The 25602-nt window shown below is 74.1% G+C and carries 19 protein-coding genes; 8 read left to right on the top strand and 11 right to left on the bottom strand.

Going from position 1 to position 25602, the window contains the following annotated elements:
• The first annotated feature begins 38 nt into the window (after positions 1 to 38).
• From pglY to OSB71_RS06780, 4 genes are all read left to right on the top strand, one after another.
• Positions 39 to 3935, top strand: a complete 3897-nt coding sequence (gene pglY, locus OSB71_RS06795) for a BREX-2 system ATPase PglY (RefSeq protein WP_265945318.1) — start codon at positions 39 to 41, stop codon at positions 3933 to 3935.
• On the top strand, positions 3932 to 6877 hold the full coding sequence (pglZ, locus tag OSB71_RS06790; RefSeq protein ID WP_265945316.1) for a BREX-2 system phosphatase PglZ: 2946 nt from the start codon (positions 3932 to 3934) through the stop codon (positions 6875 to 6877). The genes pglY and pglZ overlap by 4 nt, the downstream gene beginning before the upstream one ends.
• Before the next feature lie 83 nt (positions 6878 to 6960).
• Positions 6961 to 8295: a BREX system ATP-binding protein BrxD gene (gene brxD / locus OSB71_RS06785; protein ID WP_265945314.1), complete on the top strand. Its 1335-nt coding sequence runs from the start codon at positions 6961 to 6963 to the stop codon at positions 8293 to 8295.
• Positions 8295 to 10463: a DEAD/DEAH box helicase gene (locus OSB71_RS06780; RefSeq protein WP_265945312.1), complete on the top strand. Its 2169-nt coding sequence runs from the start codon at positions 8295 to 8297 to the stop codon at positions 10461 to 10463. Before brxD ends, OSB71_RS06780 begins: the two co-directional genes overlap by 1 nt.
• A gap of 487 nt (positions 10464 to 10950) precedes the next feature.
• Here OSB71_RS06780 and OSB71_RS06775 read toward each other — a convergent pair whose 3' ends face one another.
• Both OSB71_RS06775 and OSB71_RS06770 read right to left on the bottom strand, forming a co-directional pair.
• Positions 10951 to 12738 (bottom strand): S8 family serine peptidase, encoded by a 1788-nt coding sequence (locus tag OSB71_RS06775; RefSeq protein WP_265945310.1) that lies wholly within the window; start codon positions 12736 to 12738, stop codon positions 10951 to 10953.
• A 426-nt stretch (positions 12739 to 13164) separates the two neighbouring features.
• Entirely contained in the window at positions 13165 to 13752 is a 588-nt protein-coding gene (locus tag OSB71_RS06770) for a TetR/AcrR family transcriptional regulator (protein ID WP_265945308.1), read from the bottom strand.
• Positions 13753 to 13855: 103 nt separating this feature from the next.
• Here OSB71_RS06770 and OSB71_RS06765 point away from each other — a divergent pair, with 103 nt between their 5' ends.
• Both OSB71_RS06765 and OSB71_RS06760 read left to right on the top strand, forming a co-directional pair.
• Positions 13856 to 14740, top strand: a complete 885-nt coding sequence (locus OSB71_RS06765; protein WP_502362174.1) for an NAD(P)-dependent oxidoreductase — start codon at positions 13856 to 13858, stop codon at positions 14738 to 14740.
• Positions 14741 to 14858: 118 nt separating this feature from the next.
• The gene (locus OSB71_RS06760; protein WP_265945304.1) at positions 14859 to 15086 is read left to right on the top strand and encodes a DUF3099 domain-containing protein; all 228 of its coding nucleotides are present in this window, start codon (positions 14859 to 14861) and stop codon (positions 15084 to 15086) included.
• A 187-nt stretch (positions 15087 to 15273) separates the two neighbouring features.
• On the opposite strand, the gene argF is transcribed toward OSB71_RS06760, so the two are convergent.
• The 6 genes from argF to OSB71_RS06730 all read right to left on the bottom strand — a co-directional run bounded on the left by argF (position 15274) and on the right by OSB71_RS06730 (position 21400).
• Complete coding sequence (gene argF / locus OSB71_RS06755; RefSeq protein WP_265945302.1) at positions 15274 to 16281, bottom strand: ornithine carbamoyltransferase; 1008 nt, start codon at positions 16279 to 16281, stop codon at positions 15274 to 15276.
• 84 nt (positions 16282 to 16365) lie between these two features.
• Positions 16366 to 17601 carry an arginine deiminase gene (locus OSB71_RS06750; RefSeq protein ID WP_265945300.1) on the bottom strand — a complete coding sequence of 412 codons (1236 nt, stop codon included), beginning with the start codon at positions 17599 to 17601 and terminating at the stop codon, positions 16366 to 16368.
• A gap of 130 nt (positions 17602 to 17731) precedes the next feature.
• Positions 17732 to 18283: a YbaK/EbsC family protein gene (locus tag OSB71_RS06745; RefSeq protein WP_265945298.1), complete on the bottom strand. Its 552-nt coding sequence runs from the start codon at positions 18281 to 18283 to the stop codon at positions 17732 to 17734.
• A 243-nt stretch (positions 18284 to 18526) separates the two neighbouring features.
• Complete coding sequence (mmuM, locus tag OSB71_RS06740) at positions 18527 to 19429, bottom strand: homocysteine S-methyltransferase (RefSeq protein WP_265945296.1); 903 nt, start codon at positions 19427 to 19429, stop codon at positions 18527 to 18529.
• Positions 19426 to 20349, bottom strand: a complete 924-nt coding sequence (locus OSB71_RS06735) for an LLM class F420-dependent oxidoreductase (protein WP_265945294.1) — start codon at positions 20347 to 20349, stop codon at positions 19426 to 19428. The genes mmuM and OSB71_RS06735 overlap by 4 nt, the downstream gene beginning before the upstream one ends.
• 502 nt (positions 20350 to 20851) lie before the next feature.
• Positions 20852 to 21400, bottom strand: coding sequence for a hypothetical protein (locus OSB71_RS06730; protein WP_265945292.1), 549 nt, complete (start codon positions 21398 to 21400; stop codon positions 20852 to 20854).
• A gap of 629 nt (positions 21401 to 22029) precedes the next feature.
• Between OSB71_RS06730 and OSB71_RS06725 the strand changes: the two genes are divergently transcribed.
• Entirely contained in the window at positions 22030 to 22839 is an 810-nt protein-coding gene (locus OSB71_RS06725) for an alpha/beta fold hydrolase (protein ID WP_265945290.1), read from the top strand.
• Positions 22836 to 24083 carry a PP2C family protein-serine/threonine phosphatase gene (locus OSB71_RS06720; protein WP_265945287.1) on the top strand — a complete coding sequence of 416 codons (1248 nt, stop codon included), beginning with the start codon at positions 22836 to 22838 and terminating at the stop codon, positions 24081 to 24083. Before OSB71_RS06725 ends, OSB71_RS06720 begins: the two co-directional genes overlap by 4 nt.
• 217 nt (positions 24084 to 24300) lie before the next feature.
• Here OSB71_RS06720 and OSB71_RS06715 read toward each other — a convergent pair whose 3' ends face one another.
• From OSB71_RS06715 to OSB71_RS06705, 3 genes are all read right to left on the bottom strand, one after another.
• A complete protein-coding gene (locus OSB71_RS06715) occupies positions 24301 to 24720 on the bottom strand; it encodes a DUF6099 family protein (protein ID WP_265945285.1) in 420 nt (139 codons plus the stop codon).
• Between the two features lie 119 nt (positions 24721 to 24839).
• Complete coding sequence (locus tag OSB71_RS06710; RefSeq protein WP_265945283.1) at positions 24840 to 25190, bottom strand: nucleotide pyrophosphohydrolase; 351 nt, start codon at positions 25188 to 25190, stop codon at positions 24840 to 24842.
• Positions 25187 to 25576, bottom strand: a complete 390-nt coding sequence (locus OSB71_RS06705) for a cell division protein SepF (protein WP_265945281.1) — start codon at positions 25574 to 25576, stop codon at positions 25187 to 25189. The genes OSB71_RS06710 and OSB71_RS06705 overlap by 4 nt, the downstream gene beginning before the upstream one ends.
• Between the last annotated feature and the right edge of the window lie 26 nt (positions 25577 to 25602).

Genomic DNA, 25602 nt, shown 5'->3' with positions numbered 1-25602 from the left:
TGGGCGCGTCCGCGTCGAGAGGGAGGGCGAGACCCGGCATGGCACAGCAGCGGCCCCTGCTCCGGGATGTCATCGACATCAAGGAGTCCATCTCCACCTCGGACTTCGTCCTCCAGCTCTCGGAGGCGACGACGGACGAGGGGGCCGAGCACGCGCTGCGGGACTACGTGGTCACCGAGCGGCTGCTGGAGAACTTCGACGAGGCCCTGGGGCTGATCAAGGCCGCCGTGGACGGACGGACGTCGAAGGCCGCGTACCTGCACGGCTCGTTCGGTTCGGGTAAGTCGCACTTCATGGCCGTGCTGCACGCGCTGCTCAGCGGCAGCCCGGCGGCCCGGTCCCGCACCGCCTTCGACCCGGTGCTGACCAAGCACGAGTGGCTGGGCACCGACGGCAAGCGGTTCCTGCTCGTGCCGTACCACATGCTGGGCGCCAAGGCACTGGAGCAGCGGGTCCTGGGCGGCTACGTCAGCCACGTGAGGAAGCTGCACCCTGACGCGCCGACACCGCAGGTGTACCGGACGGACGCGCTGTTCCAGGACATCCGGGGCCTGCGGACACGCATGGGCGACCAGGCGGTGATCGCGGGGCTGGCCTCGGCGGAAGGACCGGGCGGTGCCGAGGACGACGAGTGGGGCGAGTCGTTCGCGTGGACGCCCGAGCTGCTGGACACGGCGCTGGCCGCCGAGGAGGTGCACGACTCCGGCCAGGCGCTCAACCTGGTCAGCCCGGCCACGCCGGCCGAGCTGCGCGCGCGGCTGGTGCAGGACGCGGGCGCCAACCTGCTCACCGGCTTCGCGCGGGGCGCGGCCGAGGACGAGCACGGGTTCGTCTCGCTGGACGCGGGTCTGTCGGTCATCGCGGAGCACGCCAGGTCGCTGGGCTACGACGGGCTGATCCTGTTCCTGGACGAGCTGATCCTGTGGCTGGCCACCCTCATCCACGACCAGAGGTTCGTCGCCCGCGAGGCCAGCAAGATCACGAACTTCGTGGAGGGCGGCGACGCACGCCGGGCGATCCCGGTGGTGTCGTTCATCGCCCGCCAGCGGGACCTGCGCGAACTGGTCGGTGAGGAGGTGTCCGGCGCGGCGGAGGCGTCCATCCAGGACACGCTGAACCTGGCCCAGGGCCGGTTCGACAAGATCACGCTGGAGGACCGCAACCTGCCGCAGATCGCGCACGCCCGGCTGCTGCGCGCGAAGGACGCCGAGGCCGCGGCGCTGGTCGAGGCGGAGTTCGCCAAGACCCGCAAGGTCCGCCAGGAGGTGTGGGACACGCTGCTCGGCTCCGGACGCTCGGCGGACGGCGTCGGCGCGGACGAGGACAGCTTCCGGCTGACGTACCCGTTCTCGCCGGCGTTCATGGACACCCTCGTCCACGTGTCCTCGGCGCTCCAGCGCAACCGCACCGGCATGAAGCTGATGGGCCAGCTCCTGGCCGACCACCGCGACCACCTGCGGCTCGGCGACCTGATCCCGGTCGGAGACCTGTACCCGCTCATCACGGCCGGCGGCGACAAGCCGTTCTCGGACAGTCTGAAGGTCGTCTTCGAGGCAGCCGACAAGCTGTACCGGACCAAGCTGCGCCCCTACCTGCTGGCCACGTACAACCTCTCCGAGGAGGACGTGGAGCAGTTCGCGCACCGCCCGGACAGCGTCGCCGACGACGACCTGCGCGGACGGCTGACGACGTTCACCGGCGACAACCGGATCATCGGCACGCTGCTGCTGTCCGCGCTGGCGCCCAGCGTCCCCGCGCTGTCCGACCTCACGATCCGGCGACTGTCCGCGCTCAACTACGGCTCGGTCGTGGCCCCCATCCCCGGGCGCGAGTACGGCATCCTGAAGAACAAGGTCGCCGAGTGGGCGGGGCGCTTCCCCGAGATCAAGGAGACCGGCACCGACGCCAACCCGGGCGTGCGTCTTGAGCTGTCGGGGATCGACGTCGACTCGGTGATCGCCAACGCCAACGTCAACGACAACCCCGCCAACCGCGCCGCGCTCGGCAAGCGGCTGCTCTCGCGGGAACTGGGCGTCGACACCGGCTCGTTGGTGGACGAGCTGAACTTCGTGTGGCGCGGCACGCAGCGCACCGTCGAGGTGGTGTTCGGCAACGTCGCGGACCGTGAGGAGCTGGCCGACCACGATCTGACGCCGCAGGTCGAGGGTCGTTGGCGGCTCGTGGTGGACCTGCCGTTCGAGGAGGGCCACTACGGCCCGGTCGACGACGTTCAGCGGATGCGCACGTTGCGCGAGCAGCAGGGCGAGCCGTCCCGGACCGTCGCCTGGCTGCCCACCCATCTGTCGGCCCAGCGGTACGCGGACTTCCGGCGGCTGGTGGTCATCGACAAGGCGCTCGCCGACGAGCAGCGGTTCGACACCCAGTACGCGGGCCACCTCAACCCGGACAACCGGGCGCGGGCCAAGGGGCTGCTGGAGACGCAACGTGAGTCGCTGCTGAAGAACGTCAGGGCGGCGTTCAAGCAGGCCTACGGCCTCGCCGACAAGAAGCCGTCGGACGTGGAGGTCGGGTTCGGCGACCACCTGGAGTCGCTGCGACCGGTGGACGACCTCACCCTGTCCTTCGGGCAGTCGCTCCACGACGGCGTCCGGCACATCGCGGGCAGGCTGCTGGCCGCCCAGTTCCCCGGCCACCCCGACCTGGACCCGGACGGCACGGGGACGACGGTCAAGCCCGCCGACGCCCGCCGGGTGTTCACCCACGTGCGGGACGCCGCCGAGGCCCAAGACCACCGCACCGAGGTCCCGGCGGCCGACCGCAAGCTGATGCAGCGGCTCGCGGGGCCCCTGCGGCTGGGCCAGCAGAAGGAGGCGTACTTCGAGCTGTCGCTCTACTGGGCCGACCACTTCCGGCAGCTCGCCCGCGCCCAGGGCGTCACCGGCGACCTGACGCTCATCACCCTCACCGACTGGACGGACCGCCCCGAGCCCCGCGGCCTGCCGGACTTCCTGGCGAAGCTGGTGGTCGCGTCCTTCGCCGAGATGGACGACCGGGTCTGGGTGCGCGGCGGCATGCCGCTGGACCCGCCCCCCGAGCTGGCCCAGATCAAGGACCATGACGCGCTGCGCAGCCAGCCGCTGCCCTCCGAGGAGGACTGGGAGAGGGCGCGGGCCCGCTTCGAGACGCTGTTCGGAGTGAAGGCTCCGACGCTGCGGCGCGGACGCATGGTGAACCAGCTCGCCCGGCAGATCACCGAGCAGGCGCGCGGAGCGCGGGAGTCCGCCGACGACCTCGTGCGCATGCTGGAGACGCACGCCGGTTTCCTCCGGCTCGACGAGACGGCGGAGACGGGCCGTCTGGCGATCGCACGGCGGTCGGTGGAGCTGCTGAAGGCACTCACCCAGGCGTCCGGACAGGGCGCGGCCGGGGCGAAGATGACGGTCGAGGCCCTGGCGGGCTTCGACTTCGGGCAGGTCGGTGCGGACCGCTTCGGCACCTCCGTGAAGCAGGCGCGGGCGGTCGCCCAGGCACTGGACGCGGCGTCGTGGACGACGCTCGAACTCGCCACCGCCGAGGGCCCGGAGGGAGCGGCGCTCCTGGAGTCGCTGCGCAACCGGGCGCGAAGCGATCAGCGGACCAACGACCTGCGGGCCGCGCTGACGCAGACCCAGCGCGAGGTGCTGGACCTCGTCAAGCGCAACCGGGCGGCGGCCGCTCCGCCCCCGGCACCGCGGCCTTCCGCACCCCCCGCACCGCCGAGCCGGGCCGGGGAGATTCCGCTCGACACGGCCAGCAGCCACCCGCCGGTCTCCGAGACCGCCCCGCCGGGCGCGACCACGGGCAGGGCCCGGCGCTCCGGAGGCGGACGGACCACCGTGGCCGGCGCCGTCGCCCGGTTGCGGGCCGAGCTGCAGGAGCTGGAGGCTCAGGAGCCGGGTGCCACGATCGAGATCACCTGGCGCGTGGTCGAATGACGCACTCCACCGCCGCAGGCGTCGCCGTGCAGCTCAATCTCGCGACGATCACCCAGTACCTGACGTCCCAGTCGGCGCTCGCCTCCTCCCTCACGGGCGGCGACAGACGCCGCGTGGTCCTGCTGCGCTCCGCGCCGCGGTGGGACGGGCCCGCCCGGCCGACGTGGGGCGAGGGGCGGACGGCGCGGATCACGGCCGCTCCGTCCCCGCTTGCCGTCCACGAGCTGGTGCTGGACCACCTCGCGGAGCGGGCGGCGGGGCCGGACGTGCTGGTCGTGCTCACCGACCGCGAGCAGAACGAGCTCGACCCGGCGATCCTGGCCAGGGCCCACAAGCGGCGCGTCGAGGTCGTCGACAGCTGGGACGTGGTGCGCGACGCCTTCGGCGCGAAGCACGTGGACCCGCGGCTCAAGGAGGCCAACTGGGCCGGTGAGGCGCTGCTGGACGCGGCGCCCCCGGGCGGCTGGCCCCCCGTGGCCGGTGGCACGCTCTCCCGCCAGGTCGCGCTGTCCGCCCTGGCGCTGCGGCGACTGCGCGTCGGCCGGTACGCGGAGCGGTCCGGGGAGCCGACGGACGCGGCACGGCGGGCGGGCCGGGGCTCCGCGTACGACCCGGTCGACCCGCACACGCTCCTGAGCTGGTCCCTGACGGCGGGCGGGCCGCAGCGGCTGCTCGCACTGCGCGCACCGGAGCGCGCGGGCCTGGCCGCGTTCCTCGGTGAGGAGGAGCAGGCCGGCCCGGCCGGTCGCGCCCTGCTGGCCGTGGTCGAGGCCGAGCACGGCCCCGAGGCCGTCGCCTTCGGGCTGCTGTGCGCGGCCCTGTGGTGCCACGCCGCTCCGGACGCGGCCACCTACACGGCACGCGGCCGGGCCGGGCAGTGGTTCGGCGAGCGGGACGGGAAGCGGCTGACCGACGACGAGGTCGCCGAGCTGGCCTCGGCCCTCGGGCGCGCCGCCGAGGAGTATGTCGGCGCCCTGCTGGCGCGGGCGGCGCGCGGCGCGGACGACGCCGCGGGCGGGCCGGCGTCCGGGGCGGACGACGCCCGCGAGGCGCGGCGCCTCAGCGACATCGTGCTGGACCAGGCGGCGCGGCTCGCCCGGCAGCTCGGCGCGGAGGCGGCGACGGCGGCGAGCCCGCTCCTCCCGGCGGGCCTGGACGCCCGGTTCGCCGCCGTCGGACACGCCCTGGCCGCCGGCCGTCCCGCACCGCTCGCGGAGGCGATGCGGGCGCTGGCCGCCCACCGACGTGCGGGGGGCGAGCAGGCGCGGGTGCGCATCGAGCGGGCCCGTATGGCTCAGCGCCTCACCCGGTGGCTGGCCGGTGAGCCCGGCTCGGAATGCGTCACGGTGGCCGACGCGCTGGAGCGGCACGTGCGGGAGACCGGCTGGGTGGACCGCGCGCTGGAGCACATCGAGGCGGGCGGCGACCCGGAGCCGGCGCTGCGGTCGGCCTACGACGCGCTCGCCGCGCGGGTGCGGGCCCGGCGTCAGGAGATCGACCGGGACTTCGCCCGGCGGCTGGCCACCTGGACGGCCGCCGGTACACCGCCCGGGTCGATGCTGACCGTGGAGACGTTCCTGGACCGCGTGGTGCGGCCGGTGGTCCGCTCCGCGCCGAAGCGGCGGGTGCTCCTGCTCGTGCTGGACGGGATGAGCGCGGCCATAGCGGGTGAGCTGGGTGAGGAGCTGCGCTCCTCCTGGGCCGAGTACGACCCGGTGGACGACGGTCCGCCCCGGCGCCGGGCGATGGCGGCGGCCCTGCCGACGCTCACGGCGGTCTCCCGGACGTCGTTGTTCGCCGGGGCGCTGACGCGTGGCGCGCAGGCGGACGAGAAGCGGCTGTTCCCGTCGTTGCCGCTGTGGGACGGCGCACCGGCCGCCGTCTTCCACAAGGACGACCTGCGCGCCGACAGCGCCGGGGAGACGTTCGGGCCCGCCCTGGCCGACGCGCTCGCCGACGGCCGCACCCATGTGGCCGTGGTGCTGAACGCCGTCGACGACCGGCTGGCCAAGGAGCAGAAGCTGGGCGACGGCGCGTGGCGGGCCGAGCACGTCCCGGCGCTGCTGGAGCTGCTGGACGCCGCCGCCGCCGAGGGCATGGCGGTGCTGCTCACCAGCGACCACGGCCACGTGGTGGACCGGCACGGCGCGAAGGTGGACGCCGCGGAGCCGGGCTCCGCGCGCCACCGCGCCCCCGGCGGCCCGCCGGGAGCGGCGGAAGTGGCACTCGCCGGGCCGCGCGTGGTGTGGCCGGAGACCGGCGACTCGATCGTCGCCCTGTGGGATGCCGACTCCCGTTACACCGCGCGCAAGGCCGGCTACCACGGCGGCGCGTCCCTCGCGGAGTTCTGCATCCCGGTCCTCGCCTTCCTGCCGTTCAACGCCGAGCCGCCCCAGGGGTGGCGCGAGCTGGGCGACCCGTGCCCGGCGTGGTGGTCGGGCAACGGCGCGACGCCGGGCGGCGACGGCACGGTGGCGTCGCCCGTCCGGGCGACGGCGGCGCCGAAGCCCCCGCGGGAACGGCCGACGCGGGCGCAGGAGGAGTTGGCCCAGACCCACGACTCGCTCTTCGAGGTGACGCTGATCCCGGCGGAGGACGAAGGCCGCGCTCTGTTGGCGCCGGCGCTCACGACGCCGCACGAGGCCCTGGTGGCCGCCCTGTTGGCGTCGGATGCCTTCGCCGGGCAGGTCGGCCTGCTCGCCCGCAGACCCCCGGTGGACAAGGTGGAGAAGGCCCTGCTGGCCCTGCTCGACGCGGGCGGCACACTCCCGGTGACGGCCGTGGCGCAGCGCGTCGACTACCCGCAGGGGCGGGCCGACGGCTTCGCCGCGGTCCTGCGCCAACTGCTCAACCACGACGGCGTGCAGGTGCTGGAGATCCTGCCGGACGGCCGCACGCTGCGGCTGGACACCCGGCTGCTGCGCCTGCAGTTCGACCTGTGAGCCGCTCCGGTACCTCCCCGCCCGCTGGCCCGGCCCACGGCCGACGGCGCGGGGCGGGCCGGGACGATGGGACACTGGTGCGCGTGCGTACCGCTGATTCCTCCCGCCCGGTCCCGGCCAGTGCGGCGCGGCGCCGCGCGGTGATCGACGCGCTGCGCCGGGGGGCCGTGCCCGAACAGGGACTTGACCTGCTGGCCACCGGCCTGGACCGATTCGCGTCCGCACTCGACGCGCAGTTGGACGCCGTCGCGTCCGGTGCGTCGGTGTTCAAGGCGGTGCGCGGCGAGTACGGGTCCGGCAAGACGTTCTTCACCCGCTGGCTGGGTGAGCGGGCCAAGCGGCTCGGGTTCGCCGTCGCCGAGATGCAGGTCTCGGAGAACGAGACGCCCCTGCACCGGCTGGAGACCGTCTACCGGCGGCTGACCGAGCGGCTGACGACCGCCAGCTTCCCGCCCAGCGCACTGCGGCCCGTCGTCGACGCGTGGTTCTACGCGTTGGAGGAGGACGCCCTGGCGGCCGGGGCGGGCGAGGACGAGCTGCCCCAGGAGGTCGAGAAGCTGCTGACCGCCCGGCTCGCGGAGGTCTCCCGGCACGCCCCCTCGTTCGCGGCGGCCCTGCGCGGCTACCGGGCGGCGCTCGCCGAGGGGGACGAGGCGGGCGCGGCGGCCGTGCTGGCGTGGCTCGGCGGTCAGCCGCACGTGGCCGCGGCGGCCCGCCGGGCCGCCGGAGTCCGGGGCGACCTCGACCACTTCGGGGCGCTCGGGTTCCTCCAGGGGCTGCTGACCGTACTGCGCGACTCCGGCCACCGCGGGCTGTTCGTCGTCCTCGACGAGGTGGAGACGTTGCAGCGGGTGCGGTCCGACGCCCGGGACAAGGCCCTCAACGCGCTGCGGCAGCTCATCGACGAGGTGCACTCCGGGCGCTTCCCCGGCCTCTACCTGGTGATCACCGGCACCCCGGCCTTCTACGACGGCCAGCAGGGCGTGCAGCGCCTCGCGCCGCTCGCACAGCGGCTGGCCACCGACTTCACCACCGACCCCCGCTTCGACAACCCGCGCGCCGTGCAGCTGCGGCTGCCCGGCTTCACGCCGCAGTCCCTCGTCGCGCTCGGCGTGACCATCCGCGACCTGTACGCGGCCGGCGCCGACGCGCCCGACCGCGTCGCGGCCCGGGCGGACGACGCCTACGTGGCCGACCTCGCGCGAGCGGTCGGCGGCGCCCTGGGCGGCAAGACCGGTGTCGCCCCCCGGCTGTTCCTCAAGAAGCTCGTCGGCGACGTACTCGACCGCGTCGACCAGTTCCCGGACTTCGACCCACGGCGGCACTACGAGCTGACGGTGACGCCCACCGAGCTGACCGACGTCGAGCGGAACATCGCGGCCGCCACCTCGGCGGACGACGTCGAGCTGGACGTGTGATGGCCACCGCGGCCGACCCGGCCGAGCCCCCGGCACGCCCCGGCGCGCCCGACCCGGTGGACCGCCTCGACCCGGTCCTCCTGCACCACGTGGTGAACACTCTGGGCTGGCCCGACCTGCGCCCCCTGCAACGGGCCGCGATCAATCCGCTCCTGGACGGCGAGGACGCGTTGCTCCTCGCGCCGACGGCGGGCGGCAAGACCGAGGCCGCATGCCTTCCGCTGCTGTCCGCGATGGCCGGGCAGCGCTGGACCGGAACCTCGGTGCTCTACCTCTGCCCGCTCAAGGCGCTGCTCAACAACCTCGCCCCCCGCATCGACGCCTACGCCCAGTGGCTCGGCCGCCGGGCGGCGCTGTGGCACGGCGACACCAAGGAGTCGCAGCGGCGGCGGCTGCGCGCGGAGCCGGCCGACGTCCTGCTGACCACCCCCGAGTCGCTGGAAGCCATGCTCATCGGGGCCACCACCGACCACGGGCGCCTCCTCGGCTCCGTCCGCGCCGTCGTCGTGGACGAGGTGCACGCGTTCGCCGGGGACGACCGCGGCTGGCACCTGCTGGCCGTGCTGGAGCGTCTGCAGGGCGTGGTGGGACGGCCCGTCCAGCGCGTCGGGCTCTCCGCCACCGTCGGCAACCCGGAGCAGTTGCTCACCTGGTTGCAGGGATCCGGCGCGGGCAAGCGCACGGGCCGCGTCGTCGCGCCCGGCCTCCCTGCGGCACCGGGCCCCGGGGGTTCGCCCGCGGGGGACGTGGAGCTGGACTACGTCGGCTCGCTGGACAACGCCGCCAAGGTGATCGCCGCCCTGCACCGGGGTGAGAAGCGCCTGGTGTTCTGCGAGTCGCGCAGCCGGGTGGAGCAGCTCGGCGCGGCGCTGCGGGAGCGTGAGGTCACCGTATTCCTGTCGCACGCCTCGCTCTCGGCCGAGGAGCGGCACCGCTCCGAGCAGGCGTTCGCCGAGGCACGGGACTGCGTCATCGTCGCCACCTCCACGCTGGAGCTGGGCATCGACGTGGGCGACCTGGACCGCGTCATCCAGATCGACGCGCCCCACACCGTCTCGGCCTTCCTCCAGCGCATCGGCCGCACCGGCCGACGCCCGGACACCAGCCGCAACTGCCTCTTCCTCACCACCGACCAGGACGCACTCCTCCAGGCCGCGGCCCTGCTCGTGCTGTGGGGACGGGGCTGGGTGGAACCGGTCACCGCGCCGCCCGAGCCGCGCCATCTGGTGGCGCAGCAGCTCATCGCGGCCACGCTCCAGCACCACACGCTCGGCGACAGGGTGTGGCCGGAACAGTGGAACGGCCTCGCGCCGTTCGACCGTTCGGCGGCCCCGATCGTGCGCCACCTCGTGGACGAGGGTTTCCTCGACGAGGACGGCGGACTGCTCTTCGTCGGCCCGGAAGCCGAACGCCGCTTCGGGCGGCGGCACTTCATGGGGCTGACGGCGTCCTTCACCGCGCCGCCCCAGTTCACCGTCGTCTCCGGACGCCGGGACATCGGACGCACCGATCCGAGCGTCCTGACCACGGAGCGGCCCGGTCCACGGCGCCTGCTGCTGGCCGGGCGGAGCTGGCACGTGACGTTCGTCGACTGGACCCGCAAACGCGTCTTCGTCGAACCGGTCGACAGCGGCGGCGTCGCCAAGTGGACGGGTGGCGCCCTGACGGGCCTGTCGCACGCCCTGGCGCGGGCGATGCGCGAGGTGCTGCTCGGCGCCGAGCCACCGGCGTCCGTGACCGGGCGCGCGGCAGCCGGCCTCGCCGCGTGGCGCGAGGACGAGGCACCCCGTCTCGTCCACCCGGGCGGCACGCTCGTGACCCGGCACGGCTCCGACGTCCGTTGGTGGACGTGGGCGGGCTACCGTGCCAACGCGACGCTCGCCGCGACGCTCCGCTCGATCGCCGACCCCGTCCAGCGCCCGACGGACACCTCCGTACGACTCCGCGAGGACCTGACCGCCGCCGACTGGCACGCCGCACGCACCTCCGTGGGCGCCGACACGCCTCTCGTCCTGCCGGACGTCGACCCCCGCGCCGTCACCGGTCTGAAGTTCTCCGCCGCCCTCCCCCACCGTCTGGCCGTGGCGACTCTCGCCGCTCGCCTGGCCGACTTCGAAGGGGCCCGCGCCGCCCTGGCCGAACCGGTCCGCCTGCACGGCGGGCTGTGAGCGCGGCGTCGGACGCGGGTCTCGTCGGCCCCCCGCCGCTCGTCCGGTGGGGCGGGGCGGCCTGGCTCGCGGCCGCTTCTGTGGGTCGGACGGGCGGGGTGGCGGGGTGTCCCCCGTTCTGTTCTCTGCGGCTCCGCAATGGGGCCGCTGGCCTCCAGGCCCGGCCACCCCCGCGTCCGGCCTCCACCGTGCCCGGCCGACCCGGGCTCCGCTCGCCCGAGCCTGGTCGCCGCTCGGCGCACGGGGAAGCGCGCGACCGGATGTGCTCCGGGTGCGCCCTGCGCCTCATGGCCCGTGCGGGGCGGTGGTGTGGGGGGTGTGGGGCGGCTCGGGTGGCTTGTCGGGTGCGGTGTTCCGGTGTGCGGGGTGGTGGCGGTGCCCCCGGGAGTGGAGGTGTGCGTGGGCCCCGGGGTTCCGCGGGGGTCGCGGAGCGCCGGGGCCCGTGTCCCGGTGCGTGGCCGCCCGCCCACCGGGTCGTCTCAGCGGTTCACATCGTGAAGCAGAAAGCGCGGCCGCCGAAGTCCCAGCACTGGATCTGACGGCTGGCGGTGTCGCTGTTGCCACCCCGGTCGGTGACCGTCAGCTCGGCGGTGTAGTTCCGCTGACCGGCCGGGTAGCTGTGCGAGACGGTCACTCCCGAGCCCGAGGACCCGTCACCGAACGACCACGCGTAAGAGGCGATGTCCCCGTCCGGGTCAGTAGAACCCGCCGCGTCGAAATCACACGCCTCGTACCAGCACGAGACCGCGAACTGAGCCGACGGCGCCTCACCCGAGACCCCCGCGGAGACCGTCCGCGTCACCGAGTCCGTCCGACCGGCGTCATCGGTCACCGTCAGCGTCACCTGGTACGAACCCGCCGCCGCGTACGTGTGCGAGGGCCGCACCCCCGAACCACTCTCACCATCACCGAACTCCCACGCGTACGACACGATCGAACCATCCGGATCAGCAGACCCCGACCCATCGAACACACACGTCGTGTCCGACTCCGAACACCGCGCCGAGAACTCCGCCGACGGCTGACCCGGCTCCGGCGCGCCCCCCAGCTCGGTGACGTTCAGCAGCAGGTTCGGCGAGCCGCTGCCCGGGTTGCCGACGACACCCTGCTCGGCGGCCTCCACCACGGCGTCACGCGACTCCCGCGGCGTGGCGTCGGGGTGGCCCTCCAGGTACAGGGCGAGCGCGCCGGCCGCGTGCGGTGACGCCATCGAGGTGCCGCTCATCGTGGCGGACCCGGTGTCGGAGGAGTGGCTGGCCGAGGTGATGTTGCCGCCCGGGGCGAACAGGTCCAGGCAGCGGCCGTGGTTGGAGAAGCTGGAGCGGCCGTCGTTGCGGTCGGTCGAACCGAGGGTGACCGCCTCCGGGACGTCGCCGGGCGAGGTGCCGCAGGCGTCCGTGCTGGAGTTGCCGGCCGCGATGGCGAACTGGATGCCGGCGTCGATGGCCCGCTTGGTCGCCTCGCGCATGGCCTGCGGCTCGGCGTCGGCACCGCCGGAGGTGAGGCTCATGTTGCCCACCGCGGGGCCCTTGGCGTTCTTGGCGACCCAGTCCAGGCCCTCGATGGTGTCCCGGTCGGGCGCCGACCCGTCGCAGCCCAGCACGCGCACCGCGACGAGGTCCACCTTCTTGGCGACGCCGTACTCCTTGCCGCCGATGGTGCCCGCGACGTGCGTGCCGTGGCCGTTGCAGTCCTGAGCGGTGCCGTCCTCGTCGACGAAGTCGTAGCCGTGGGAGGCCCGGCCCTCGAAGGTCTGGTGGGTGGTGCGGATGCCGGAGTCCAGGACGTAGGCGGTCACGCCCTCGCCGGTGCCGGGGTAGGCGTAGGCGCTGTCCTGCTCGCCGTCGACCCGGTCCAGGCCCCAGGACGGCGGGTTCGGCTGGGTGCCCGCGTCGGCGGCGCGCACCAGGAGCGACTGCTGCACGTACCGGACCTGCGGGTCGGCCGCCAGCCGCTTCGCCTGGTCGGCCGTCATGTCGGCGGCGAAGCCGCGCAGCACCGCGCTGTAGACGCTCTCGACGGAGCCGCCGTACCGCGCCACCAGGTCCTCCGCCTGGGTCGACACCCGCGTCTCGGCGCTCGCGGCGAGTGAGGTCCCGCCCTCCAGGACCACGATGTACTGGCCCTCGATCGCGCCCGGTGCGCCCGCGTTGATCACGGCGCCCTCGGCCGCCTGCGCGGTGGCCGGCAGGGCGACGCCCACCAGGGCGGCGGTGGCGGCCAGTCCTGTGCACCAGGCCGTCAACCGTCGTCGGTACGTTCGGACGGGTTTCATCCATGCCTCCGTATCGGTGCCACTGCCACGGCGCCGCTCGGCCGTGGTGCGGCACCACCATGGGGGGGCGCGCCGGAGGGGAACAATCCAGGGTTCGGTAGGTAGGTGACTACGTAACGGGTGCGGCCCGGCCGTACGTGTCCCTGAAGGCGTGCGGGTGTGGCGTGGGGTGCGGCTGCCCGGGTGGGGCGGGCCGCAGGCCCCGGCGCACGCGTCCGGGGCCACCCCGTGACGGCGCCCGGTCCGTCGCACCGCAGACGCGCGCCTCCGCGGCGGCCTCCGGCCCGGGGGGCCGCCCCGGACGCGGGGCCGGGGTCCGGGCACCGCCGCGCGCCCGCCGCTCTTCCCGGGCCGTGACGCCGCGAGGTGGTCGCCGTGGGACGCGCGGGAGCGGCGGGCCGGGGGCGGGCGAACCGGGGCGCCGGGTCAGCGGACGGCGCCGTCCAGCAGGGGGGCGAGTTCGGCGGCCACGGTGGTGAGGGCCCGGGTGTCGCGTTCGGCGCGGGCGATGAGGAGGGCGCCCTCCAGGGCGCTGATCATGAGGGTGGCGTGGGCGTGGGCGCGTTCGGGGGGCACGCCCATGCCGCGCAGGGCCTCGGCCACCGGGCCGGTCCAGGCGGCGAACGCCTCGGCGGCGGCCGTGCGCGTGGAGTCGGTGGACCGGGCGCAGTCGGCCGTCGCCGCCGCCACCGGGCAGCCGGAGGCGAAGCCGACCGCGTGGAACTCCGCCGTCCACTGGGAGACCATCGCGGCGAACAGGCCGCTCGGCGTGGGGGTGTCCATGGCGGCGAGGAACTTCGCGACCCGCTTGCCCGCGTACCGGCCGGCCCAGGCCACGGCCTCGTTGACGAGCTGCTCCTTGCCGCCGGGGAAGTAGTGCTGGAGCGAGCCGCGGGGGGCGCCGGCGTGCTCGGCGACGTCGCGCATGCCGGTGGCGGCGACGCCGTCGCGCCGGATGAGCTGGGCGGCGCTGAAGACCATCCGTTCGCGCGGCTTCCGCTCGGGGACCGCCATGACCGCCCTTCCACTGGCTGACGCGAATGCGTCCAGCCTATCTATGACACTCGTCATAGTAGCCGTTACTATGACGGCCGTCATGGACGAAAGGCGGTGCGCGGTGATGGTGGGTTTCCTCGGGCTCGGTGTGATGGGCCGGCCCATGGCGCTCAATCTGGCCCGGGCGGGCACGGAGCTGGTGGTCTGGAACCGCACCCCCGAGCGGTGCGAGCCGGTGCGGGCGGCGGGCGCGCAGGTGGCGGAGAGCGCGGCGGAGGTGTTCGCCCGGTCGGACGTGGTGCTGCTGATGCTGTCCGACGACGCGGCGATCGACGCGGTCCTGGCCCGGGGCACGGCGGAGTTCGCCGGGCGTGTCGCCGGGCGCACGGTGGTGCAGATGGGGACGGCGTCGCCGCCGTACGCGCGGCTGCTGGAGGCCGAGGTGCGCGCGGCGGGCGGCCGCTTCGTGGAGGCGCCGGTCTCCGGTTCCCGCGTCCCGGCGGAGACGGGGCAGCTCGTCGCCCTGCTGGCCGGGGAGGAGGAGGCGGTGAAGGAGGTGCGTGAACTGCTGGGGCCGATGTGCCGGGAGGCTTTCGACTGCGGCCCGGTGCCCAACGGTTCGCTGATGAAGCTGTCGGTCAACCTGTTCCTGATCACGATGGTCACCGGACTGACGGAGTCGTTCCACTTCGCGGAGCGGCACGGGGTGGACACCGAGCGGTTCCTCCAGGTGCTGGACGTCGGGCCGATGGCCAGCCCGGTGTCGCGGATGAAGGCGCCCAAGCTGCTCGCGCAGGACTTCGACGCGCAGGCGGCCGCCATCGACGTGCTCAAGAACAACCGGCTGATCGCCGAGGCGGCCCGGGACGCGGACGTGGCCGTGCCGCTGCTGGACGTCTGCCACGCCCTGTTCGGCGAGACGGTGGCGCAGGGGCACGAGCGGGAGGACATGGTGGCGGTGCTGCACGCGCTGCGGACGCGCACCGACGCCCTGCGCGGAGCCTGACGCCCCGGCGGGGGCGGGGCGTCGGCCGGGGGCGGCGGGGAGCGGTGCGGACGCGGGGCCGTCAGCCGGGGGGCGGCGGGGCCGTCAGCCGGGGGCGGGGCGGGCGTAGGCTGGAAGCATGTCCGGCCGCAGGCCCGCCTCGCAGCCCCGCCGTGAGCGCCGGTACTTCGCGCTGATGGCGGTGTGCCTGGCGCTGTTCGTCGGAGCCGGGTTCGTCGTGCGGCACCTCTCGGTGCCGCTGGCCGTCGCGATGTGCGTGGTCGCCGCCCTGATCCCGCCGGTCGCCGCCGTCGCGGCCAACCGCCGGGAGCCGTCCGACACCTGGTGGGACGAGGACGGCTCCTGAACCCTGTCCGACCGTTTCCGCCGGGTCCGCTGCATCTGGCGCCGCCCCTCGCCGCGTTGCCGGGCACGTCCGTGTACGCCCGGTACGACGGCCGCCCTCCACCCTCCGCCCTGCGGCGCACGGCGCCAGACGCCGCTGCCCGATGCCACGCGAAGGGCCGGCCAGAACCTGGCCCGCCGCCCCGCCCCTACGGGCCGGCCAGGGTGGCCACGAGGACGGCCTTGATCGTGTGCATGCGGTTCTCGGCCTGGTCGAAGACCACGGAGTGCGCCGACTCGAAGACCTCGTCCGTCACCTCCAGGGACGTGAGCCCGTGCCGCGCGTGGATCTCGCGGCCGACGCCGGTGCCCAGGTCGTGGTAGGCGGGCAGGCAGTGCAGGAACCGCACGTCGGGGTTGCCGGTGGCGCGCAGGACGTCCAGGGTGACGGCGTAGGGGGCCAGCAGCTGGATGCGCTCGTCCCACACCGCCGCGGGCTCGCCCATGGAGACCCACACGTCGGTGGCCACGAAGTGGGCGCCGCGCACCGCCTCGGTGACGTCCTCGGTGAGCGTGAGGCGGGCGCCCGTCTCCTTGGCCAGCTCCTGCGCGCGGTCGACGACGTCCTGGCGCGGCCACAGGGTGCGCGGGGCGGCGACGCGCACGTCCATGCCCAGCAGGGCGCCGGTGACGAGGTAGGAGTTGCCCATGTTGGAGCGCGCGTCGCCGAGGTAGGCGTAGGCGGTCGCGCTCAGCGGGCGGTCCGCGCCGTGCTCGGTCATGGTGAGGGCGTCGGCGAGCATCTGGGTGGGGTGCCAGTCGTCGGTGAGGCCGTTGTAGACCGGCACGCCGGCGTGGGCGGCCAGCTCCTCCACCACCTGCTGGCCGCTTCCCCGGTACTCGATGGCGTCGAACATCCTGCCCAGCACCCGGGCGGTGTCCTTGACGGACTCCTTGTGGCCGAGCTGGGAGCCGGAGGGGTCCAGGTAGGTGGTGTGCGCCCCCTGGTCGGCGGCGGCCACCTCGAACGCGCACCGGGTGCGGGTGGAGGTCTTCTCGAAGAGGAGGGCGATGTGGCGGCCCCGCAGGCGCGGCGTCTCCGTACCCAGCCGCTTGGCCGCCTTGAGTTCGGCGGCGAGCCGGATCAGCGCGCGGAACTCCTCGGGAGCGAAGTCGAGCTCCTTGAGGAAGTGGCGGCCGGTGAGGTCTGTCGCCATGGGAGGCTCCTCGGTCACGTGCGGGAAACACCGGAAGTATATACGTGGCGACGTATCCCTATGCAGTGCCCCCCGCGCGGGGGCTCACGGCGTCCCCGCGACCGGGTCCCGATGCACCGGGCAGCTCATGCAGCGCGGGCCGCCCCGGCCGCGCCCCAGCTCGCTGCCCGGGATCTCCACCACCTCGATGCCCTGCTTGCGCAGGTGCGTGTTGGTGGTGACGTTGCGCTCGTAGGCCAGGACGACGCCGGGCTCCAGGGCGAGCACGTTGCACCCGTCGTCCCACTGCTCGCGTTCGGCCGAGCGCACGTCCTGCACGGGCGTCAGCACCCGGATGGCGTCCAGGCCGAGCGCGGCGGCGATGGCGCGGTGCATGTGCTCCGGCGGGTGCCCGGTGACCTTCAGCTCCTCCCCCGAGGCGGCCGGCTCGATGGTGTACGAGCGCAGCATGCCCAGCCCCGCGTACTGGGTGAAGGTGTCGCCGTCGATCATCGTCATCACGGTGTCCAGGTGCATGAAGGAACGCCGCTTGGGCATGTCCAGGGCCACGATCGTACGGGCGGAACCGGCGTCGAAGAGCGCCTTGGCCAGCATCTCCACCGCCTGCGGGGTGGTGCGTTCACTCATCCCGACCAGCACGGCGCCGTTGCCGATGACCAGCACGTCGCCGCCCTCGATCGTCGACGGGTGCGTGCTCTCGCCGCTGGACCAGAAGCTGAACGAAGACCCGGTGAACAGCGGGTGGTGGTGGTAGACGGCTTCGAAGTGCACCGTCTCGCGCTGCCGGGCGGGCCAGCGCATGGCGTTGATCGCCACGCCGTCGTACACCCACGCGGAGGTGTCGCGGGTGAAGAGGTGGTTGGGCAGCGGGCTCAGCAGGAAGTCGTCCGGGTCGGTGACGTGGAAGCGGACGGAGACGGGCTCGGCGTGCCGCTCCAAAAACTCGCGCTTGGTCTCGCCGCCGACCAGCGCCCGGGCCAGCTCCGGCGAGGACAGCTCGGCGTAGGCGGCGCGCAGGTGGTCGGCGGCGAGCGGACCGTAGGCGTTGTCGTCGAACACGCGCTCCAGCACCAGCGCGCGGGCGGCGGGGACGTCGAGGGTCTCGGCCAGCAGGTCCGCGAACAGGTGCACCTCCACCCCGCGCTCGCGCAGCACGTCGGCGAAGGTGTCGTGCTCCTGGCGGGCGCGCTGGACCCACAGGACGTCGTCGAAGAGCAGGTCGTCCTTGTTGGTGGGGGTGAGCCGCTTCAGCTCCAGCCCCGGCCGGTGCAGGATGACGCGGCGCAGCCGCCCGGCCTCGGAGTCGACGTGGAATCCCATGCCCTCATCCTGTCCGAGCCCACCGCGCCCCGCCCACGGCTTCGGCCAGGTTGACGCGTCCGCTCCCCCGTGTCCGCATTCCGCCGCTCCGCGGGCCGCGCTCCCCGCCGCCGCGCGGACGGGCCCGCCGTCAGCGGGCGATGGGCGCGACCGCCGGGGCGGCCAGGGCCAGGTAGTCCGGGACGGCCAGCGCGACGGAGAGGTCCAGCCGACCGGCGTTGAAGAAGATCTCCGGCTGGCTCGGCAGGCCGGCGTCGACCAGCAGGTCCAGCTCCGCGGCGAAGGCGAACGGCACGATGGACCCGCTGACGCTGCCGCCCAGCCGCTCGGCCACGCCGCGGGTGGCGAAGGCGGCGCCGCGGGCCCCGTACCGGGCGGCCACGGCCGGCAGGTCGACGCGGCGGTCGCCGGGGACGACGGCGAGCACGTACCGCCGCGACCGCTTGCCCGTGGCCACACGCACCACCAGCGACTTGGCCGCCTGCTCCAGCGGGTGCCCGCGCAGCCGGCTGGCGGCCTCGGTGCGGCCCTCGGGCGGGTGCGGGATCGTCCGGTAGGGCACGGCACGGGTGCGGAAGAGGTGGATGAGCCGCTCGCAGACGTCGTGGCCGTCCGCCGTCGGCGGCCGGGCGCCGGGCAGGGCGGGCTCGGGGGCGTGGGCGGGGGGACGGGCGACCTGCATGATGCCTCCGCGGGGCGCGGGGGGAGGCCCGGCCGTGCGAGGCGACCGGGGACGAGCGGGACGTGCCCAGGGGACCGGTCGGCGGTGTCGCCCCGCTCGCGCCCCGCTCGCGCCCCGCTCGCGCCGTCCGGCACCCCGCCGCGCCGCCCGTCCCGTGCGGCCCCGGTCGGTGGACGGCCGGGTCGGCCGCCGGGGGCCCGGTCGGGAGGCCGACGGGTGGCGGTGAGGTGCCCGCCGGGAGGGTCAGCGCGTGGCGAGGGCGGTGGCGGTCGCGGCGATGTCGGACGGGCCGACGCGGCAGCAGCCGCCGACGAGCCGCGCGCCCGCGTCCCGCCAGTGGGGCGCCCGCGCGGCCGCGTACGTGCCCGGCCCCCGCCAGGCGCCGCGGGTGGCGTCCCAGCCCTCGCCGCTGTTGGGGTAGGCGACGGCGGGCTTGCCGGTGGCCGCCGTGGCCGCCGCCACCGCGGGCGCCACGTCCCGGGGCGCACAGCAGTTGACGCCGACCGCGACCACCTGGTCGTTCCCGGCGGCCACCGCGAAGGCCTCCGGCAGCGGCTGCCCGGCCCGGGTGCGCTCCCCGGCGACGGTGTAGCTCAGCCACACCGGGACGCCGCAGCCCTCGGCGGCGCGCAGCAGGGCCTCGGCCTCCCGCACGTCCGGGACCGTCTCCAGCGCGAGCACGTCCGGCTCCGCCGCCGCCAGCGCCTCGATGCGCGGCCGGTGGAAGGCCGTCAGCTCCGCGGTCGTCCGCCCGTAGCGGCCGCGGTACTCGCTGCCGTCGGCGAGCACCGCGCCGTAGGGGCCGACGGACGCGGCCACGTACACGGCGTGCCCGTCCGCCGCGGCGCGGGCCAGGTGGACGCTGCGCGCGAACAGCCCGGCGGCCGTCCGCCGGGGCACGCCCCGGCGGGCGAAGCCCTCGAACGACGCCTGGTAGCTGGCGGTGATCAGCACCCGCGCCCCCGCCGCGACGTAGGCCGCGTGGGCGGCCCGGAGCTGCTCCGGCGCGTCGGCCAGCAGCCGGGCGGACCACAGCGCGTCGGTCAGGTCGCAGCCCTGGTCGGCGAGCTGGTTGGACAGGCCGCCGTCCAGGACGAGCGTCTCGCGGGCCAGGGCGGCGTTCAGCGGGGACGCGGGGCGGCTCACGCGAGCTGGGACTGGACCTGGGAGGAGATCAGCTCCAGGTGGTCCAGGTCGGCCAGGTCGAGCATCTGGAGGTAGACGCGCGAGGAGCCGGTCTCGGCGTACCGGCCGATCTTGTCCACCACCTCGGCCGGCGACCCGGCCAGCCCGTTCTCCTTCAGCTCGGCCACCTCCCGGCCGATGGCGGCGGCCCGGCGGGCCACCTCGGCGTCGTCCCGGCCGACGCAGGCCACCAGCGCGTTGGAGTACACCAGCTCGTCCGCGTCGCGTCCGGCCTCGGTGGCCGCCGCCCGCACCCGGGCGAACTGGCGGGCGGTGTCGTCGAGGGAGGCGAAGGGGATGTTGAACTCGTCGGCGTAGCGGGCGGCCAGCCGGGGCGTGCGCGTCGCCCCCAGCCCGCCGACCAGGACCGGCACCTTAGCCTGCGCGGGCTTGGGCAGCGCGGGCGAGTCGGCGAGCTGGTAGTGGGCGCCGTCGTAGCTGAAGGTCTGGCCGGCGGGCGTGTTCCACAGGCCGGTGACGATGGCGAGCTGCTCCTCCAGCCGGCTGAACTTCTCCTTCGGGAAGGGGATGCCGTAGGCGGTGTGCTCCGCCTCGAACCAGCCCGTGCCCAGGCCGAACTCCACGCGGCCCCCGGACATCGCGTCCACCTGCGCGACCTGGATGGCCAGCACGCCGGGCAGCCGGAAGGTGCCGGCCGTCATCAGGGTGCCGAGCCGGATGCGGCTGGTCTCCCGGGCGAGCCCCGCGAGGGTGATCCACGCGTCGGTGGGGCCGGGCAGGCCGTCCGAGTCCCCCATCGCGAGGTAGTGGTCCGAGCGGAAGAAGGCGTCGAACCCGAGGTCCTCGGTGGCCTTGGCCACGGCGAGCAGCGTGTCGTAGTCGGCCCCCTGCTGGGGCTCGGTGAAGATGCGCAGTTCCATGGCCCCATGGTGTCAGCCGCGCGCGGCGCCCCGGCCCCACTCCGCCCGTGTCCTCCCTTCCCTCGTGGCCCTGTCCGGCCCCGGGCGAGAGGCACATCCCGGCTCCCGCCTGGGGCCGGAGAGGGCCGTCGGCGCGTACGCACCCCTCCGAGGGGCCCGGGCGGGTGCCGACGGCTCCGGCGCCGCGCCGCGGACCCGTCGCCGCCCGCCCGCCCCGGCCGGGCACCGGGCGCGGGCGACCACGGTCGGCACGGCGTCGCCGTCCGATGACGGCAGGACCGCCCGCCTCACGCGCCGATGGCGGACCCCTCACCGCCCGGTCGGGGAACACGGCACCGGCACGCACCGCCTCCGGGCCGTACCGCCAATTCGCCGGTCCGATCCCCGTCGCGCACGGGGGCGCTGCGCGGCCGAAGGGCTCCTGCGCGCCCTCGGCTGCGGTGTGCTGCGCGCCGACGCGAGACGTCGACGCGCAGCACACGTGTGCCCGGCAGGTGGTGGGTCAGCCGAAGCAGTGCAGGGTCTCGTCGAAGTTCGCGCAGCGCCAGCCGAACCACCAGTAGCAGGCGTCTCCGGAGATCCTCAGGCAGTAGTTGCTGCCGTAGATCCCGATGGTCAGGTCCGCCTTCGCCACCCCGACGCTGGGGCTGAAGGTGACACTGGAGTGTTCGCGCGAGAGCACGTACTGGGTCTTCCAGACGATCTCGCCGGCCACCTTCAGGTAGGCGGTCAGCGTGGCCGACCAGTTCTGTCCGGGGCAGAACTCGCCCTGGATCCCGACGACGACCGGGCCGACGACGGAGAACTCGTAGGGGCCCACCGAGTAGCAACCGTTGGACTGCTGCACCGGCGCCGGCCGTCCCACCTCCACCCTGTCGGGCGGGTCCTCGTGGTAGTCCTGCGCCTTGCGGATGTAGTCCGACTTCATCTCCTGCGCGCCCACCGCAGGCCGGCCCTCCTCGGCACGGTGCTCGCTGGCCAGCTCGGCCAGGCGCTCCCACGTACTGTGCGGCACACCCTCCAGAGCGGCTTCCGGATCTGAGATCGCCATGATCGTCTCCTTTTCTTCTGGAAGACACGGGAACTGTCGTATTGCCACGGAAGTAACCAGTCAGCAAAAGCGCGGTGACCTGACGGAGCAATTGACGCCTCCGATCCGCCTGTCACCGGAATTCTTTCGTGCTCACACACGAACCACCCTGGAACCGTTCCACCAGGGGTAACGACATTTCCGGACAGCCGCACTCTGCTCGACCACGACACCGGACACCACTCACGAACAGCCCCGACAACGAGGTCGACAGAACTTTTGGCCAGCTCACGCCATTCACACCTGGCACTCCATGGCAACTAATGAATCAATGCCCACCCGAAGAGATCATTTACCCTATTACTATTGTAATTCTTTTTACCCGGGCACCGGAGGTTCACAGTCCCGCATGAGGGAATGCGAAATGAGCGTCTGTTCACCTGGGTTCCGTTGCGCGCCCCCGTACGGTGCGGCGCAACCGCCGGTGACCGCCCCCGCCTCCGGGCGACCGGCCCGCGCGGACCGGAGGCTCGGCGCGGTGGCCCGGTCCGGTGGAGGGCGACACCGGCCGCCCTCGGCCAGGGGTGCTCCGTGGTCCGCGAGGGCGCGACGATGGAAGGCCCTCGCCGGCATCTGGAAAGATGTGGGGTATGGACGTGCGAAGCAGGAACCACGTGAGGGTGACCGGACGGGTCGGCGGGCCGGTGGTGATGCTCGCGCACGGGTTCGGGTGCGACCAGAATCTGTGGCGCCTGGTGGCGCCGAGGCTGGAGCGCGGTTTCACCGTGGTCCTCTTCGACCACGTGGGCTTCGGTAACTCGGACCTCTCGGCGTGGGACCGCGAGCGCTACTCGTCCATGGACGGCTACGCCGCCGACGTGCTGGAGCTGTGCCGGGAGCTGGCGCTCGGCCCGGTGACGTTCGTGGGGCACTCGGTGAGCGCGATGATGGGTGTGCTGGCCGCCGCCCGGGAGCCCGAGGCGTTCGCCGGTCTGGTGCTGCTCGCTCCCTCGCCGTGTTTCATCGACGATCCGGACGCCGGTTACCGGGGCGGGTTCAGCGCCGAGGACATCGACGAGCTGCTGGAGTCGCTGGACGCGAACTACCTGGGCTGGTCGGGCGCCATGGCTCCGGTGATCATGGGGAACCCGGACCGGCCGGAGCTGGGTGAGGAGCTGACCAACAGCTTCTGCCGCACCGACCCGGAGATCGCCCGCGTCTTCGCCCGGGTGACCTTCCTGTCCGACAACCGCGAAGATCTGGCGCGGGTCGAAGTGCCCACGCTGGTCGCCCAGTGTTCCACCGATGCGATCGCCCCGCCGGAGGTGGGCGCGTTCGTGCATGCCCAGATGCCGGGGAGCCGACTGGTCACGCTGAACGCGACGGGGCACTGCCCCCAGCTCGCCGCCCCGGAGGAGACCGCCGCGGCGATCGCCGCCTTCGCGGAAGCCTGCGGATGACGCCCCAGGTCGGCGACGGAGAAGAGGGCGACCGCAGATGCCGTCGGCCGGTGGATGAACAGGCGCAGTTCTCCACACTGCTGGAGGACAGCGTCGAGGACCTGTACGAGCACGCGCCGTGCGGCTACCTGTCCACCCTGCTGGACGGCCGGATCGCGAAGGTCAACACCACGCTGCTGAACTGGCTCGGCTACGAGCGCGGTGACCTGGTGGGCCGCAGGCACTTCTCCGACCTGCTGACCGTCGGCGGCCGGCTGTACCACGAGACCCACTTCGCCCCGCTGCTCAGGATGCAGGGCGAGGTCAGCGGCATCGCTTTGGAGCTCAGGAGAGCCGATGGCTCCCGCCTGCCGGTCATGGTCACCTCGACGGTGAAAACCGGCAGCGACGGGCAGCCCCTGCTGATCCGCACCACCGTCTTCGACGCCCGTGACCGCCGTGCCTACGAGACGGAACTGCTGCGCGCCCGCAGGGAAGCCGACGAGGAACGCGACCGCCTCCGGCGTGTGACCGCCACCCTCCAGCAGACGCTGCTGCCGCCGAAACTCGCGACCGTCCCCGGTCTGGAGGTCGCCGCGCACTACCACATCGCCTCCCTGGACGAGGTCGGTGGCGACTTCTACGACCTTTTCCCCCTCGCCGCCGGAGCCTGGGGCATGTTCCTGGGAGACGTCTGCGGCAAAGGAGCCGCCGCGGCGGCCGTCACCTCGCTGGCCCGCTACACCCTGCGGGCCACCGCCGTCTACGACCCCGACCCGGCCGCCGTCCTCGGCAATCTGAACACGGTCATGAACCAGGAGTACGGCGGGACCGAACCGAAGTTCTGCACCGTCGTCTTCGGCCTGCTCACCCCCGACCCCGACCGGGGCGGCTTCCGCATCACCCTGGCCAGCGGCGGACACCCGCCGGCACTGCTGATGCGCGCGGACGGCACCGCCGACTACCTGCCGACCCCCGGCGGGCAGCTCATCGGCATCCTGCCCGACGCCCACATCGCCACCACCGCCGTCCACCTGGCCTCCGGCGACACCCTGCTCCTGCACACCGACGGCCTGACCGAAGCCCACACGGCCACCGTCGGCGAGGGCCGGTACGGCGACGACGCCCTCCTCGACTTCGGACGCGCCCTCGCCCCCGCCACCGCGTCGGGCACCGTCGGGGCGATCCGCGACCTGCTCGACACCTTCGGCAGCGGCGTGCACGACGACACCGCCGTCCTGGCCGTCCACGTACCCCCGGCCTAGCGGTGTGGCGCAGCAGTGTCCAGGCGACCGGCCCGCCACGCCGGCGCCGCCGCCCGCGGCGTGGTCAGCGAACCGGTCGGGAACCCGGGCCGCCGCAACGCGCCCGGACCATCTCGTCTCGCACGGCACGCGGGACACCGCGCCGGAACCGTCGGCGTGCGGCCGGCCGTGCCGGACGGCCGACCCGGGCCGCGCCGGACGGGCCGGGCCGGGCCGACTACGGCAGGCGGTGGAGAAGGGCGGCGGCGCGGGTGGCGACGTCACCGGTGGCGTCCAGGGCGTCCAGGCAGTGCCAGTAGAGGGACTCCTCCTCGGTGTGCGCGGCCACCTCGATGAGCGTGGTGGCCAGTTCGCCCAGGAGCCCGGCGAGTTCACGCAGGGCGCGGCGGGGTTCGCGGACCGCGGTGAGGCGGGTGGCGCGGACTTCGGCCACCCCGGCGACGCGGGCGCCGCGTACCCCCGCCGCGCGCAGGGCGGTCGCCTCCGCGCGGGCCTGCGGCGGGCCGCACCGGGCCAGCAGGCCGCCCACCGCCTGGGCCAGCGCCTGGGCCTGCCAGGCCTCCGCCACGATCTGCGCGCCGTCCCCGCAGCGGGCCAGTGCCGCCCGGTTGGCGCTGATGAGCCGTACCGCATCCATCGGTCCTCTCCGTGAGCCACGCGCCTCGCGCTCTCGTGCCCCACGGTGGCCCGGGCCGCTCCGGCGCGCCACCACGGCCCCGGAACCGGTGGACAACCGCCCGGTTGTGGACAACCGCGTCACTCTGGAGAGGGGTTCGGCGGTTGTCTGACGGGGAAGCGCGACTCGTTGCGGTCGATCTTCGCGTCCAGGGCCGCCAGCGCGTCCACGTCGAGCACCTCGCAGAACTGCAGCAGGTAGGCGAGCACGTCGGCGACCTCGTCCCGCACCCGGGCCGCCCGCTCCGGATCGGCCATGACCGCGGCCGACTCCTCGGGGGTGAGCCACTGGAAGATCTCCAGCAGCTCGCCCGCCTCCACACTCAGCGCGGCGGCGAGGTTTGCGGGATTGTGGTAGCGCCGCCAGTCACGCGCCGCGGCGAAGGCGGCCAGGCGCCGTTGCCGGCGGGCGAGTTCGCCCTGCTCGTTCACCGGTCGCTGACCTCCGTGCCCGCGGGGGTGATCAGGAAGACGTCGGTGTCCACCCGGCGCATCCCACCGCCCAGGCCGAACACCACCCCGCTGGCGAAGTCCAGTACGCGCCGCGCCACGTCGCCCTCCACCGCGCTCAGGTCGAGCAGGACCGGCACCCGCGTCATCAGGTGCTCGGCGACGCCCCGCGCGTCCGCGAAGGACTGCACCCGGATCACGACCAACTGCCGCGCCTGCTGGGCCGGTTGGTCGTCGGCGAGGTCCCCGGAGGCTGCGGTCAGATGGGGAACGGTGCTCCACGACCCCCACGTCTGGCCACCGCGCAACGGTACGACTTCGGCCAGTCCGTCCCAGGACTCTTCCGTGGCGTCGCTCGATATCCGCATTCCGCGAGTGTAGGAAAAACCCGGGC

The organism is Streptomyces marinisediminis (assembly GCF_026262575.1).
GTDB classification, from domain to species: Bacteria; Actinomycetota; Actinomycetes; order Streptomycetales; family Streptomycetaceae; genus Streptomyces; species Streptomyces marinisediminis.
This window is presented reverse-complemented; position numbering and strand designations above follow the sequence as displayed.